At 73.1% G+C, this 14,272-nt stretch carries 12 protein-coding genes; 9 read left to right on the top strand and 3 right to left on the bottom strand.

From position 1 onward, the window contains the following. The 8 genes from ABZX75_RS02380 (at position 1) to ABZX75_RS02345 (ending at position 10,148) form a co-directional block, all read left to right on the top strand. Positions 1 to 1,851 (top strand): GTPase, encoded by a 1,851-nt coding sequence (locus tag ABZX75_RS02380; protein ID WP_355406890.1) that lies wholly within the window; start codon positions 1 to 3, stop codon positions 1,849 to 1,851. A gap of 99 nt (positions 1,852 to 1,950) precedes the next feature. Next, on the top strand, positions 1,951 to 2,358 hold the full coding sequence (locus ABZX75_RS02375) for a single-stranded DNA-binding protein (protein WP_355406888.1): 408 nt from the start codon (positions 1,951 to 1,953) through the stop codon (positions 2,356 to 2,358). A gap of 329 nt (positions 2,359 to 2,687) precedes the next feature. Further along, on the top strand, positions 2,688 to 3,863 hold the full coding sequence (locus tag ABZX75_RS02370; RefSeq protein ID WP_355406886.1) for a thioester domain-containing protein: 1,176 nt from the start codon (positions 2,688 to 2,690) through the stop codon (positions 3,861 to 3,863). A 246-nt stretch (positions 3,864 to 4,109) separates the two neighbouring features. Continuing rightward, on the top strand, positions 4,110 to 5,597 hold the full coding sequence (locus ABZX75_RS02365) for a phosphatase PAP2 family protein (RefSeq protein WP_355406884.1): 1,488 nt from the start codon (positions 4,110 to 4,112) through the stop codon (positions 5,595 to 5,597). A 115-nt stretch (positions 5,598 to 5,712) separates the two neighbouring features. Then, on the top strand, positions 5,713 to 6,945 hold the full coding sequence (locus tag ABZX75_RS02360; protein ID WP_355406882.1) for an ALF repeat-containing protein: 1,233 nt from the start codon (positions 5,713 to 5,715) through the stop codon (positions 6,943 to 6,945). A 301-nt stretch (positions 6,946 to 7,246) separates the two neighbouring features. Further along, complete coding sequence (gene ettA, locus ABZX75_RS02355) at positions 7,247 to 8,911, top strand: energy-dependent translational throttle protein EttA (protein ID WP_355406880.1); 1,665 nt, start codon at positions 7,247 to 7,249, stop codon at positions 8,909 to 8,911. Between the two features lie 5 nt (positions 8,912 to 8,916). Further along, complete coding sequence (locus ABZX75_RS02350) at positions 8,917 to 9,378, top strand: thioesterase family protein (protein ID WP_355406878.1); 462 nt, start codon at positions 8,917 to 8,919, stop codon at positions 9,376 to 9,378. Beyond that, the gene (locus ABZX75_RS02345; protein ID WP_355406876.1) at positions 9,375 to 10,148 is read left to right on the top strand and encodes a hypothetical protein; all 774 of its coding nucleotides are present in this window, start codon (positions 9,375 to 9,377) and stop codon (positions 10,146 to 10,148) included. Before ABZX75_RS02350 ends, ABZX75_RS02345 begins: the two co-directional genes overlap by 4 nt. Before the next feature lie 89 nt (positions 10,149 to 10,237). Here ABZX75_RS02345 and ABZX75_RS02340 read toward each other — a convergent pair whose 3' ends face one another. Then, complete coding sequence (locus ABZX75_RS02340) at positions 10,238 to 10,642, bottom strand: globin (protein ID WP_355406874.1); 405 nt, start codon at positions 10,640 to 10,642, stop codon at positions 10,238 to 10,240. A 97-nt stretch (positions 10,643 to 10,739) separates the two neighbouring features. Here ABZX75_RS02340 and ABZX75_RS02335 point away from each other — a divergent pair, with 97 nt between their 5' ends. Then, positions 10,740 to 11,732, top strand: a complete 993-nt coding sequence (locus tag ABZX75_RS02335) for a methyltransferase domain-containing protein (protein ID WP_355406872.1) — start codon at positions 10,740 to 10,742, stop codon at positions 11,730 to 11,732. Here the strand turns inward: ABZX75_RS02335 and ABZX75_RS02330 are convergent. Continuing rightward, the gene (locus ABZX75_RS02330; RefSeq protein ID WP_355407033.1) at positions 11,729 to 12,799 is read right to left on the bottom strand and encodes an FHA domain-containing protein; all 1,071 of its coding nucleotides are present in this window, start codon (positions 12,797 to 12,799) and stop codon (positions 11,729 to 11,731) included. The genes ABZX75_RS02335 and ABZX75_RS02330 overlap by 4 nt on opposite strands. Before the next feature lie 45 nt (positions 12,800 to 12,844). After that, positions 12,845 to 14,209 (bottom strand): VWA domain-containing protein, encoded by a 1,365-nt coding sequence (locus ABZX75_RS02325; RefSeq protein WP_355406870.1) that lies wholly within the window; start codon positions 14,207 to 14,209, stop codon positions 12,845 to 12,847. Positions 14,210 to 14,272: the final 63 nt, after the last annotated feature.

Genomic DNA, 14,272 nt, shown 5'->3' with positions numbered 1-14,272 from the left:
GTGACCACCCTGACCGACCGAGCCGACGACGACCGCTGGGACGACGGATTCATCGCGCGATCCCGCCACCGGGCCGCCGGCCGGGGCGCGGAGAACGGCGCCGACGAGGGTGACGAGGGCGACGACGCGCTCGTACGGGCCGTCTCCGGCGCCGGCAACGACGGCGGAAAGGCGTCCGCGCCCCCGCTCAGCCCCGAGGGGCGGGCGCTGCGGGCGCGCCTGGACGCGCTGCGCCAGCTGGTGGGGCTCTCCCGGACCAGGCTCGACGGCAAGACCCTCGCCGAGGCGGGACGGGTGCTGGACGAGGCGGCGGCGCGACGCGGGCTGTCACCCCAGCACACGGTCGTCGCGATCGCCGGAGCCACCGGAAGCGGCAAGTCCACACTCTTCAATTCACTCGCAGGAGTGCAGATCTCCGAGACCGGCCTGCGTCGCCCCACGACCGCCGCGCCCATCGCGTGCAGTTGGTCCGACGGGGCGGCCGGACTGCTGGACCGGCTGGAGATCCCCGGGAGGCTGCGGCGCCGGCCCCGCGAGACCCCGGAGGCGGAGGCACTGCGCGGCATGGTCCTCGTCGACCTGCCGGACCTCGACTCGGCGGTCGGCGCGCACCGGGACCACGTGGACCGGGTACTGGCGCTGGTCGACGCGGTGGTGTGGGTGGTAGACCCGGAGAAGTACGCGGACGCCGTGCTGCACGAGCGGTACCTGCGGCCGCTGGCCGGGCACGCCGAGGTGACCTTCGTCGTACTGAACCAGGTGGACCGGCTGCCCGGCGAGTCCGCCGACCTCGTACTGGACGACCTGCGCCGGCTCCTCGACGAGGACGGCATCGCGCTCGGCGAACACGGCGAGCCCGGCGCGACCGTGCTCGGACTGTCCGCGCTCACCGGGGAGGGCGTCGCGGAGCTGCGCGAACTCCTCGGGCAGTTCACCCAGGAGAAGGGCGCCGCGACCCGCCGCATCTCCGCCGACGTCGACCGGGCGGCCACGCGCCTGCGGCCGCTGTACGTGGCCGACGGGCACTCCGGGCCGGAGATCGGGGAGGCGGCGCGCGCCGAGTTCGAGGACCGGCTCGCGGAGGCGGTCGGGGCCTACGCGGCCGGGCTCGCCGCCGAGCGGGCCTGGCGGCGCAATGCCGGCAAGGCGTGCGGGACGCCCTGGCTGCGGCTGTGGCGGTGGTACGAGAGCCGCCGCGCCCCGCGCACGCTGTCCGGACTGGCCGCCCTGGCGGCCATCGGCGGCGGCCGGGGTTCCGTGGCGGCGCAGGCGCCGGTCGAGGAGGAGGTGACCGCGCGTCAGCGGGTGGAGCAGGCCGTACGGGCGGTCGCCGACGGGGCGGTCACCGGGCTGCCCGAACCCTGGGCGCAGGCGGTACGGGAGACCGCGGTGCGCGGCGCCGAGCAGCTTCCGGAGGCACTGGACGAACTGGCGGTGACCCTTGGGGCGGCGGTCGCGGTGCCGAGGGTCAAGCCCCCGAGGCCCACGTGGTGGCCGGCGGCCGTGCTGGCGCAGGCGGCCATGACGCTGGTCCAGATCTACGGCGGGCTGTGGCTGGCGGGACAGATCATCGGGGTCCTGGAGCCGGAGCTGATGCCGCCGGTGCTGCTGATGGTGGCGGGCATCGTGGGCGGACCGCTGGTGGAGTGGGCCTGCTCGATCGCGGCCCGGGGCCCGGCCCGGCGGTACGGGCAGGACGCGGAGCAAAGGCTGCGGCAGGCGGCGGCCGGGTGCGGGCGGGCCCGGGTGCTGGAGCCGGTGGCGGCGGAGCTGCTGCGCTACCGGGAGGTGCGCGAGCAGTATGCGGCGGTGGCCGCAGGGGGGACGAAGTTGTCCACAACCCGCCAGTAATCCACAGGCCGGAGCGGGAATCGGCAGGCGGCCCCAGCCTGGTTCGTACCGCGTGCGGATGGTCCGTGCGGGTACGGAACGTGGAGGAGGGCGGCCGGGATGAACGACACCCTGGTGACGCTGGTGGGCTGTGTGGCGACCCAGATCGACTACAAGGAGACGGTGAACGGTCCGTCGGCGAGGTTCCGTTTCGCGGTGACGCCACGGTATTTCGATCGGCGCAAAGACGCCTGGACCGATGGTGTCACCAGCTTCTACACCGTGTGGGCGCGGCGGACGCTCGCGCTGAATCTGGCCGGTTCGGTATCGGTCGGGGAACCGCTGGTGGTGCACGGGCGGCTGCGGGTCCGGGAGGATCCGCCCGAAGGGGAGGGCAATCGCTGGTTTTCGGCGGAGATCGACGCGACCGCCATCGGGCACGACCTGAATCGCGGGACGGCCGCCTTCCGCCGCGTCGTCAAGACGGACACGCCACTGATGGCCACTCAGAAGGCTCCGGTGGTCTGAGTGTTCGGGGCAGTTAGGATTCCCCGGTACTCACGGGCACCAGGGTCTTTGGCCCGAAGGGGAAGACTGTGTCGATTGCCGTTCCCGCATCCTCCGCTCCTCAATCCGCTCCTCAATCCGCCCCCGGTGTCCCCTCGGATGCCGCATCGGATGCCACACCTGAGGTCAGATCTGACGTCAGATCTGACGTCAGATCCGATTCCGCACCTGGATCTGATTCCGCTCCTCCTTTTTCCTCCCGTTCTCTTACAGCGGCTCTTACGGCGGCTCTGGCGGCGTCTCCTGCGTTTTCCGCCGCCGTACGGGCCTCCGCGCGGCGACCGCTGGCGGTGGCCCTGCTGGCCGCGGCCCTCACCGCCGCGCCCGGCGCCCAGGCGGCCGCCGATTCCGGCCCGGTGGCGTCCCGGTCCCCGGAGGGTGCGAGCGCCGTGCTGGACGGGCTGAAGACGTACGGGCAGGCGGTCCTGCACTCCGGTGACGGGTCGATCCGGCACATCCCGGCCGGGCTCTACGAGATGCGGGTGGACGGCGGCGGGATGCTCCAGACCTACGGGGTCGGCGTCGCGGGCAATGCGCAGCCGCAGGCCCGGTACACGGAGAGCGGCTGGAACGGCAGCGCCCTCGCCCGCAACGGTGAGGCGGGCCGGATCCGCTGGGTCCTGGAGCACTCCTATCCGCAGCTGAACGACCTGGCGGGGCTCGCCGAGGCGGCGGGGGCCGGAGCACTCACGGCGGAGAGCGCGGCGGCCGGCACCCAGGTGGCGATCTGGCGGCTGGCGGACGGGGCGCGGGTGGAGGCCGCGGACCCGTCGGCGGAGAAACTGGCCGACTATCTGCAGCGGGAGGCCAAACGGCTGCCGGAGCCGCCGGCTTCGCTGGGGCTGGATCCCGGGGACGTGTCGGGGCCGGTGGGCACCCGGCTCGGACCGGTGACGGTGCGGACCGGAGCGCAGAGCGTGTCGGTCATCCCGGACGCGGCGGCGGTCGCGATGGGTGTGCGGGTGGTGGACGCCGAGGGGCGGCCGCTGGACACCGCCGGGAACGGGAGTCGGCTGTACTTCGAGGTGCCCGCCGGTACCCCCGACGGGGTGGCCTCGGTCACCGTCCACGGTGCGACCAAGGTGCCGGTCGGGCGGGTCTTCACCAGCGGGGTGCCGGACCAGGCGCAGATCGTGGCCGGCTCCAGCGTGTCCGCGGCCGCTGCCACGGCGACGGCGCTCTGGCCGCAGCCACCGGCGGTCCCGGCGGGCACGGGCCCGGACGCGGCGACGGGCACGGTGACGGGCACGACCTCGGGCACGGCAGCCGGCTCGGCGGCGGTGACGCTGGGCACGCGGTCCGCCTCCGCCTCGGAGGGCACCCCGGAGGAGGAACGCCTGGCCTCCAGCGGCAGCTCGGCGGCCACGCCCGTCATCGCCTCGCTGGCGGTGGGACTGGTGGTCCTGGGCGGCATGGTGGTCCTGCTGCTCCGCAAGCGCCCGCTGGACGAAGAGGATCAGCTCTAGAAGAGGATCAGGCCGGGCCCGAGGGGTGCCCGGCCTGGCGTCCGGCTGGCCGGTGAGGTCCGGCCTGGCCGGGGCCGGGCCGGCCAGACGGCCCGGGGGGCTCGGCGGGCCGGGTGACGACCGGGGGGCCGGGATGGGCCGGGCGGACCGGGTGGGTCGGTCGGACAGGTTGAGGCCGGGGGGACGGGGGTGGGCCGGGTGGGGGCCCGGTCGATTCTGTTCCGTGGGTTCGGGTAGAGGCAGGGAATGGCTGATCAAGAGCTGACCTGGCGAGGCGCGGTCGTGCGGTGGGACCGCCAGTTGTTCGACGTGGTGGCGCGTAGGCACTGGCCCGGGGCGGACCGGGTGCTGCCCAGGCTCGGACGGGCCGCGAACCACGGGGTGCTGTGGGGGGCGGCCGCCGCGACGATGGGCGTCTTCGGATCGGCCGGGGCCCGCAAGGCCGCCCTGCGCGGAATCGCCTCGCTGGCCCTGGCCTCCGCGACCATCAACACCGTCGGCAAGTGGTCCGTACGCCGACCGCGGCCGCTGCTGGAGGGTGTGCCCGCGGTGCGGCAGCTGGCGACGCAGCCGCAGACCACCTCCTTCCCGTCCGGGCACTCGGCTTCGGCCTTCGCCTTCGCCACCGGGCTGGCGCTGGAGTCCCCGTTCTGGGGCGCCGTGCTGGCTCCGGTTGCCGTGTCCGTCGCCTTCTCCCGCGTGTACACCGGGGTGCACTACCCCTCCGACGTGGCCGCGGGCGCGGCGCTGGGCGTGGCCGCGGGGTTCGCCGTACGACGGCTCGCGCGGGGGGCGCGGGAGGCCCGGGTCGTGCCGGGTGACGAGCGGTCGGCCGCCGGGGCGCCCGCGCTGCCCGACGGAGCGGGGCTCACGGTGGTGGTCAACACCGGTTCGGGAAGCACCGCGGGCGCGCGGCTCGACCTACTGCGCGAGGTACTGCGCGAGCGGCTCCCCAAGGCCGAGGTGATCCCGTGCGAGGCGGGCGAGCTGTCCGCCGAGCTGGCGGCGGCGGCTTCCCGGGCCACCGTGCTCGGGGTATGCGGAGGCGACGGCACGGTCAACGCGGCGGCCACGGCGGCGCTGCGGGCCGGGGTACCCCTCGCGGTGTTTCCCGGCGGCACCCTGAACCACTTCACGCTGGACCTCGGGCTCGCCGGAGCCGAGGACACCTGCGACGCCCTGGCCCGCGGTCAGGCCGTCCACGTCGGCGTGGGTCGATTCACCCCCGGGCCGCAGGGCGAGCCCCACTACTTCCTGAACAACTTCAGCATCGGCGCCTACCCGGAGCTGCTGGGCCACCGGCTGCGGTACGGTCCCCGCATCGGCGGCGGTCCCGCCGCGCTGCTGGCGGCCTGGCGGGTGCTGCGGTCCCAGCGGCCGGTGCGGCTGCGGCTCGCCGGGCGGCCCCGGAGCGTGTGGCTGCTCTTCGCGGGCAACGGCACGTACCAGGGCACCGGCCCCACCCCCCGCCGGCGCGAGAGCCTGGGCGAGGGCCTGCTCGACGTCCGGATCGTCTACGGCGGGGGGCGCCCCGGCCCCCGCCTGCTCGCCGCCGCCCTGGCGGGGCCGCTGACGCGCTCCCCGGTCCACACCGCGACCCGCCTGCGCAGCCTGCGGGTCGCGGACATCCCGGCGGGCACCCCGCTCGCCTACGACGGCGAGTACGCCGAGGCTCCGGCAGCTCTCGTGCTGGACGAGCTGCCCGACGCGCTCACCGTCTACCGTCCGCGCTGACAGCCGCCCAAAACGGACGCTAAGGGTCCGGGTCAATCAAATGGATCGTGTCGCCCAGCTGTTCTACATTGAGCCGGTCATTGTGATCATCGGCTTTAGAACATGGGTGTCATCTGTGAAGTTGTCCCGGATTGCTGCGGCCGTCACCGCTGCCGCCATTGCTCCGGCCGTCCTGCTCGCCTCGCCGGCCTTCGCCGCCGACGGCGCTCCCGCGCAGGTCGCCCCGCCTGCGCCGAGCGCGCCCGACCAGGCTCCGGTCGACGCGGCGGACGGGAAGGCCGCCGACAAGCCGGCCGACAAGCCCGGCAACTCGGGTGAGCAGGAGGAAGAGGACCGCATCGCGGTCCTGCGGATCATGCACGCCGCCAAGCCGGGCTCCGCCGTGCGGCGCGAGGGCAGCAAGGCGCTGGACGCGGGCCCGGCGGCGGTCCGGACCTTCCTGGCGATCGGCCAGCACGTGGCCCGCGCCGAGGACGACGCGGTCGAGATCTCCCAGATCATCAACGACCCGAAGTCGGGCCGCGCGCTGCGCGAGGCGGCGAAGAAGGCCCTCAAGGGCACGCCCGCCGAACTCCGCGCGTTCCTGGAGACGGGCCAGCACACGGCCCGCGCCTCCGACGACCGCGTGGAAATCGGCCGGATCATGTCGGCCCCGGACGCCGGCCCCGCGGTCCGCGAGGAGGGTGAGAAGGCCCTCAACGGTACGCCCGCGGAGCTCCGGGCCTTCGTGGAGACGGGCCAGTACACGGCCCGCGCCGAGGACGACCGCGTGCTGCTCGCCCGCCTCGACCAGGCCGACGACGGCCCCATCCTGTCGGCGGCGATCAGCAAGCTGCTGAACGGCAGCGCGACTCCGGCCGAGCTGCGCTACTTCCTCGAGGTCACCCAGTACGAGCTGCGCGACCAGGACAACCGCGTCCGCATCGCCCAGATCATCAGCGGCGGAGGTCCCGAACTGGTGAAGGCGGGCCTCGCCGCCCTGAACGGCACCCCGGCCGACCGCGCCGAGTTCCTCAAGAACGGGCAGCACGAGGCCCGCGCGAAGGACAAGAAGGCCGCCGAGGAAGCCGCCAAGCCCGCCCCGGAGACCACCGGCAAGGGCACGGGTACCGGCACTGGCACCGCCACCGGCACGCAGCAGGTCGCGGCCACCGGGACCACCACCGCCACCGGCACCACGGGCACGACCGGCAACGGCAACGCGACCGCGAACGGCAGTGGCGGCTCGCTGGCGTCCACGGGCACCGACGCCACGGCCTGGACCGCAGCCGGTGCGGGCACCGCTCTCGCCGCGGGCGCGGGCCTGGTGCTCGCCGCGCGCCGGCGCCGCCAGGACCTCGGCGCCTGACCGGCACCCCACGCACCACCCGTACCCAGGCACCACCCGTACCCACACACCACCCGTACCCAGGCACCACCCGTACCCAGGCACCGCAGGTACCAAGGCACCACCCGCACCACAGGCGCCACACGCCCCGCGCAGGGGGCGTGCGAGGGGCGCGGCCCGAGGGTCGCGCCCCTCGCACGCCCACCCGTACCTCGCCCCAGGTCAGGGCGCCGGGATGATACGGGTTTCCCCCGGGGGATGGACGTCAGGCAAGATGGGGTGTATCTGCCTGCCCACCCATCGATCTGCCGGACGGTTTCTCTTGGCTGAGTTCATCTACACCATGCGCAAGACGCGCAAGGCGCACGGCGACAAGGTGATTCTTGATGACGTCACCCTGAACTTCCTGCCCGGCGCGAAGATCGGTGTGGTCGGCCCGAACGGCGCCGGTAAGTCCACCGTTCTGAAGATCATGGCGGGCCTGGAGCAGCCGTCCAACGGCGAGGCCTACCTCTCGCCGGGGTACAGCGTCGGCATCCTCATGCAGGAGCCCAAGCTCGACGAGTCGAAGACCGTCCTGGAGAACGTCCAGGACGGCGCCGCCGACACCATGAAGAAGCTGCACCGCTTCAACGAGGTCGCCGAGCTGATGGCGACCGACTACTCGGACGCGCTCCTCGACGAGATGGGCAAGCTCCAGGAGGACCTGGACCACGCCAACGCCTGGGACCTCGACGCCCAGCTGGAGCAGGCCATGGACGCCCTGGGCTGCCCGCCCGGCGACTGGCCCGTCACCAACCTCTCCGGTGGCGAGAAGCGCCGCGTGGCGCTCTGCAAGCTGCTGATCGAGGCCCCGGACCTGCTCCTCCTCGACGAGCCCACCAACCACCTCGACGCCGAGTCGGTGAACTGGCTGGAGCAGCACCTCTCGAAGTACGCGGGCGCCGTGGTGGCCGTCACCCACGACCGGTACTTCCTGAACAACGTCGCCGAGTGGATCCTCGAGCTCGACCGCGGCCGCGCGCTGCCCTACGAGGGCAACTACTCCACGTACCTGGAGAAGAAGGCCACCCGCCTCAAGGTCGAGGGCCGCAAGGACGAGAAGCGCCAGAAGCGGCTCAAGGAAGAGCTGGAGTGGGTGCGGTCCAACGCCAAGGGGCGTCAGACCAAGTCCAAGGCGCGTCTGGCCCGCTACGAGGAGATGGCGGCCGAGGCGGACAAGATGCGGAAGCTGGACTTCGAGGAGATCCAGATCCCGCCCGGCCCGCGCCTCGGTTCCATCGTCGTCGAGGTCAACAACCTCTCCAAGGCCTTCGGCGACAAGGTGCTGATCGACGACCTGTCCTTCACCCTCCCGCGCAACGGCATCGTGGGCATCATCGGCCCCAACGGCGCCGGCAAGACCACGCTCTTCAAGATGATCCAGGGCCTGGAGACGCCGGACTCCGGTGCCATCAAGGTCGGCGACACGGTCAAGATCAGCTACGTCGACCAGAGCCGCGCCAACATCGACCCCAAGAAGACCCTCTGGGCGGTCGTGTCGGACGAGCTGGACTACATCAACGTCGGCCAGGTCGAGATGCCGTCCCGCGCGTACGTCAGCGCCTTCGGCTTCAAGGGCCCGGACCAGCAGAAGCCGGCCGGTGTCCTCTCCGGTGGTGAGCGCAACCGCCTCAACCTGGCGCTGACCCTCAAGGAGGGCGGCAACCTGCTGCTCCTCGACGAGCCCACCAACGACCTCGACGTCGAGACGCTCTCCTCCCTGGAGAACGCCCTGCTCGAATTCCCCGGTGCGGCCGTGGTCATCTCCCACGACCGTTGGTTCCTCGACCGGGTCGCCACGCACATCCTCGCGTACGAGGGCGACTCCAAGTGGTACTGGTTCGAGGGCAACTTCGAGTCGTACGAGAAGAACAAGATCGAGCGTCTCGGCCCGGACGCGGCCCGTCCGCACCGTGCCACCTACAAGAAGCTCACCCGAGGCTGAGAAGTATGGCCAGACATCACTACCAGTGCCCCCTGCGCTGGTCGGACATGGATTCCTTCGGCCACGTCAACAACGTGGTGTTCCTCCGCTACCTGGAGGAAGCGAGGATCGACTTCATGTTCCGGCTCGCGCCGGGGGAGGGCAGCGAGTCCTTCACGGGCGGGTCCGTCGTGGCCCGCCACGAGATCGACTACAAGCTGCCCCTCGTGCACCGGCACGAGCCGGTGCTCATCGAGTCCTGGGTGACCCGGATCGGCGCCGCGTCCCTGACCATCGGCTACGAGGTCAAGGACGAGGCGACCGAGGACGCGCCCGAGAAGATCTACGTGCGTGCCTCGACCGTGGTCGTGCCGTACAACCTCGCCGAGGGGCGGCCCCGCCGCATCACGGCCGAGGAGAGGCACTTCCTGGAGAAGTACCTCGACGAGCCCGCCACCTCGCGCTCCGAAAGGCGCCTCGCCGCATGAACGAGCGGCTGCACTTCGCCGACTCCGGGGAGGCGGCGGACCTCGCCGCCTTCCTGGGCCGGCTGGTGCACTACGACCGCGCCGCCGCGGTCCGCCTCCAGGGCGCACCTCCCACACCGGAGGCCGTGGGGGAGGGCGGCGGTGCGCTCGCCGTTTTCGGACGGCCCCCGTCCTTCGAGGTCCTCGCCATCCGCACGGTGCGGCTCGCCGCGCCCCTCGGCATGCCGCTGGACCTGACCGTCTCCGCCGGCGAGCTGCTGGAATCCGTGGACGAGGCGACGGCCGGGGCGACCGTGCCCGAGCCCGTCACCGGCCCGCCGTGGGCAGGGGTGCTACCGCCCCGCGGCGGCTGGCAGCAACTGCCCGGGCTGCCCGGCCCCGAGTCGATGCTGGCGGCCGTCGCCGCCGCCGTCGCCGAGTTCCGGGCTCGCGACGAGGCCCTGCCCCCGCAGCACCGCACCCGGTCCGAGCGCGACCGCATCGGCCGCGAGATCTGGTCCCGCACGCTGGGCGACACCGCACTCCCGCTGCGCGCCGTGCACGCCGCGCAGTCCCTGGGCTTCCTGCGGCCGATACGGTCCACCGTGCCCGTCGCCGCCCCCGCACCCGGCACCCCCGCACCCGGCACCCCCGCACCCGCCGCCCCCGACCCGGTGGCGCTGCTCGCCGCCGGAAGCTGGCTCAGGCTGCGCACCCCGTACGGGTCCATCGCCACGCGCCGCCCCGGGAACACCGGCGGCCTGGGCGCCCTCCAGGTGCGGCCGGTCTAGTTCGGCTTCCGGTTCCGGTTCCGGCTCCGGCCACCGCGCCGCGCATGCCCCCGCGCCGCGCACGCCGTCCGCGCCATTCCGTGTACGCCTCAGCCCGTGGTGTTGATCATCGAAGCGGCCGCGTACGTCAGGTACCGCCACAGCTGCGCCTCGTGCTCCGGCGCCAGGCCCAGCTCGTCCACCGCGACCCGCATGTGCTTCAGCCACGCGTCGTGCGCCGCCGCGTCCACCTGGAACGGGGCGTGCCGCATCCGCAGGCGCGGGTGGCCGCGGTTCTCGCTGTAGGTCGTCGGACCGCCCCAGTACTGCATCAGGAACAGCGCGAACCGCTCCTCGGCGGGTCCCAGGTCCCCCTCCGGGTACATCGGTCGCAGCAGCGGGTCCTCGGCGACGCCCTGGTAGAAGCGCCGGACGAGACGGCGGAAGGTGTCCTCGCCGCCCACCTGCTCGTAGAAGGTCTGCTCCTGAAGCGTGCCCCGCGGAATCTCATTCACCAGACCATCGTCTCAGACGCCCGGACGGAGGACCCGAGTCCTAGGACCACGCCCGTGCGCGTTCGCATGCCGGGGCCGCCCGCAGCACAGTGGAGGCATGGGTGCGCACTCCTCACACACCGGGGCACGCGATCTGCGGGAGACCGCACACGCCGCCCAGGTACGGGAGCTGACCGCCGCCGGGGTGCTGGACGACCCCGCCTGGCGGGCGGCCTTCACGGCCGTGCCCCGGCACGTCTTCGTCCCCTGCTTCTGGACCGGCCGCGGCGCCGGCCACGAACGGCTCTGGGCCGAGGACTCCGACCCCGAGCGGCGGGCCCGCTGGCTGCGCGGGGTCTACGCCGACACGCCCCTCGCGACCCGGCTGCGCGACGGTGAGCTGGTCTCCTCCAGCAGCCAGCCGTCCCTGATGGCGAAGATGCTGGACGCGCTGGAGGTGCGCGACGGCGACAACGTACTGGAGATCGGCGCGGGCACCGGCTACAACGCCGCCCTGCTCTGCCACCGGCTCGGCGATGACCTGGTCACCACCGTGGACCTGGACGAGGAGATCACCGAGTCCGCGCGGGCGCACCTGGCCCAGCTCGGCTACCGGCCGACCGTGGTCACCGGGGACGGGGCCCGCGGCTGCCCCTCGCGGGCGCCCTTCGACCGGATCCTGGTGACCTGCACACTGCCGCTGATCCCGTACGCCTGGCTCGGGCAGTGCCGGCCCGGGGCGAGGATCCTGGCCCCCCTGTCGACCGGGCTGATCGCGCTCACGGTCCGGGACGCCGACTTCGCCGAGGGCCGCTTCCTGCACACCTCGGCGTACTTCGTCCCCTTGCGCGGAGCGACGGCGGCGCCCGCCCCGGCCGAGGTCCCGCACGGGATCCCGTACGAGCTGGTGGAGAACGAGCGCTTCCAGTTCATGCTCATGCTGACGGCGGGTGTACTGCACCCCCGCGAGGCCCTCGATCTGTGGCGGCGCGAGGGCCGGCCGGCCCGCGAGCGCTTCGGGGTCACGGTCAGCGCCGAGGGCCAGTGGTCGTGGCTCGACGACCCCCAGGGGCCGTACGCCTGGCCCCTGGGCGAGGCGCGGACCGGCTAGCCGCGGCGGACGGTGATCGTGGTCCAGGCGCCGACGTGGACGCGGTCGCCGTCGGTGAGCGGGACCGGGACGTAGGGCTGGATCGGCTCCTCGCCGCCGTTGATGGTGGTGCCGTTGGTGGAGTTCTGGTCCACCACGGCCCAGCTGTGGTCGGGCTGCTGAACCAGGACCGCGTGCTGGTGGGAGACGCCCGGGTCTTCCGGGGGCACCGACAGGTCGATGTCCGGCGACTCGCCCGTGGAGGCGCGGCGGCGGCCGATGGTGATCTGGCCGCCGGTGAGCGGCAGGTGCTGCTCCGGGGAGTAGGCCGGCAGGTTGAGTCCGGCGGCCTCGGGGCCGCTGCGCTGCATCATCGCCATGAAGTACGAGCGGTCCGGGCCGATCGTCGCGGTCCAGGAGCCGCCGCCCTGGAGCGGGAAGGACTGCTGCTGCGAAGGCTGGTACTGCTGGTACTCCTGGGGAGGCGGCTGCTGCTGGTACCGGGGCTGCGGAGTCTGCTGGTACTCGTGCTGTTGCTGTTGCTGTTGCTGTTGCTGTTGCTGTTGCTGTTGCTGTTGCTGTTGCTGTTGCTGCGGCTGCGGCTGCGGCTGCGGCTGCTGGTGTGAGGGCTGCTCGTGTACGGGAGGCGGCAGCAGCCAGTCGTCCTCGCGCTGAAGGGGCTCGGCCGCGCGGTTGACCCGGGACGGCCGGGAGCCCTGGTACTCGAAGTGGTCCTGGGAGTAGGAGCCCGGCGGCTGCACGGGCGGCGGCGGCGGGGGAGGCGTGGCGCCGGCCTCCGGGCCGCGCGCGCCGGCTCCCGTTTCCGGGGCGAGCGGCGTGTACGGAGTCGCCGTACGGGTCAGGAAGTTGTACCGGCACTCTTCGCAGAAGGGGGCCATGGCCTCGCGCGGCGTCCGGCACTGCGGGCAGAGCTCGGCGTGGGCGGTGGGCTCGCCGGCGCTCGGGGGGAAGCCGTAGCCGTAGGAGGGCGGCGCCGCGGGGGTGCTCTCGGGGGCGGTCATGCGGTGGCCGCAGACCTCGCACCAGTCGTCGGACGCGGACTGGTGCCCGTTCGGGCAGGTCGGCATGGCGGCGCTTCCCCCTTCTTCTCCCTGCGTCATCGCGTCAGGTTCTCAGGTCTTCTTCACTCGGACGGTCTGTGTCGAACGCGTTTCAAGAGTCATCTCGTCGGCATCGGCGACCTTCGCTTTCAGCCGCACAGTACCCGCCGCCGCGTCGACGACATCCACCACCTTCGCCAGCAGTTTGGCAGTGTCCGCGTTCCCGGAGGCACTGGCCAGCTGTACGGCGCGCCCGAGTTTCGCCGTGGCACCGTCGATATCACCCACTTTGCGGGCTTCCAGGCCCAGCTGGATGGCCTGTGCGAGCTCCGCTTGCCCGGTGTAGTGGGCGACCTGCGGGTTGATGGCGGTGGAGGCGGCGAGGTCGTTCGTCCACACCGCGCGCACCAGGCCCTGCGCGAGGACGGTCGGCGGTTCGGCCGCCGCCGGTCCTGTCGTCCCCGCCGCTCCCGTCGGCCCGGGCGCTGGGGGCAGGATGAGCGAGGCCCGAGCGGCGAGCATCTCCTGCCCGACGGTCGCGCTCGGGACGCGGACGCAGACGTGGTACTCGCGGGACTCGTCGCCCCACGAGCCGGTCGGGTAGTCGCCGGCGCGCGGGCCCGCCTCGGTGCGGCGGGCGGTCAGGTCCTGGACGGTGGGCGAGACCTGCTTGACGTACTGGATCTCCACGCCGACCGGGGTCCACAGGCGCAGCGCGACATCCGCGACCTCCTTGCCCATGACGTTCTCCATCATGCGCGTGAAGTCCCCGGTGAGGTGGGCCGGATCGGCCACGATGTCGGCGGAGCCGAGCAGCGCGTTCGCGATGCCGGTCACCTCCTTGACCTCCCAGTCGGTGCCCACACCGCGGGCGTCGCAGGTGAAGCGGCCCGCGCAGGCGTCGAGGGTGGCGCGCAGAACGGCCGGGTCCTCGTGCTCGTTGCGGCCGTCGGTGAGCAGGATGCCGTGCCGTAGGGCGGCGGGGGACTGGCGCAGCAGCCCGTCGGCGAGGCGCAGCCAGGTGCCGATGGCGGTGCCGCCGCCGGAGTGGAGGCCGCGCAGGGCCTCCTTGGCCTGGGCGCGGGTGGCCGGGTCGGCGACGGCGAGGCGGCCCTGGCCCGGGTAGACCTCCTTCGCCACGTGCGTACCGGCGATCACGGCGAAGGAGGTGCCGTCGCGCAGGGTGTCCACGGCCGCGGCCGTGGCCTCGCGGGCGCCGCGCATCTTGTCGGGCGGGTACTCCATGGACCCCGAGCAGTCGACCATGATCACGACGGCTGCCGCGCCGTGGGCCGCCGCCGCGCGGGTGGCGGCGGCGCCACCGGAGGCGGTGACCGTGACGATGGCGTGGACGTCCCGCCCGCCCTCGGGGAGGAACTCGTTCTGGTACACCTCCACGCTGAAGCGCGGGGCGCTCGGCTTGGCGAAGTTCGCCATCGGCTGGACTCCTAGGGGCTCGGGCGGGCGGGTCGGGCGGGCAGGCGCGCAGGCGCGCAGGCG

The sequence above is a fragment of the Streptomyces sp. NPDC003038 genome (assembly GCF_040611115.1).
Taxonomy (GTDB): Bacteria; Actinomycetota; Actinomycetes; order Streptomycetales; family Streptomycetaceae; genus Streptomyces.
The sequence above is the reverse complement of the archived record's forward strand: the minus strand, read 5'-3'. Positions and strand labels throughout refer to the sequence as shown.

Coding starts and splice junctions, on each gene's coding strand:
- ABZX75_RS02330 (WP_355407033.1), bottom strand. CDS start 12,799: ATGCCGACCTGCCCGAACGGGCACCAGTCCGCGTCCGACGACTGGTGC.
- ABZX75_RS02325 (WP_355406870.1), bottom strand. CDS start 14,209: ATGGCGAACTTCGCCAAGCCGAGCGCCCCGCGCTTCAGCGTGGAGGTG.
- ABZX75_RS02365 (WP_355406884.1), top strand. CDS start 4,110: ATGGCTGATCAAGAGCTGACCTGGCGAGGCGCGGTCGTGCGGTGGGAC.
- ABZX75_RS02345 (WP_355406876.1), top strand. CDS start 9,375: ATGAACGAGCGGCTGCACTTCGCCGACTCCGGGGAGGCGGCGGACCTC.
- ABZX75_RS02375 (WP_355406888.1), top strand. CDS start 1,951: ATGAACGACACCCTGGTGACGCTGGTGGGCTGTGTGGCGACCCAGATC.
- ABZX75_RS02350 (WP_355406878.1), top strand. CDS start 8,917: ATGGCCAGACATCACTACCAGTGCCCCCTGCGCTGGTCGGACATGGAT.
- ABZX75_RS02335 (WP_355406872.1), top strand. CDS start 10,740: ATGGGTGCGCACTCCTCACACACCGGGGCACGCGATCTGCGGGAGACC.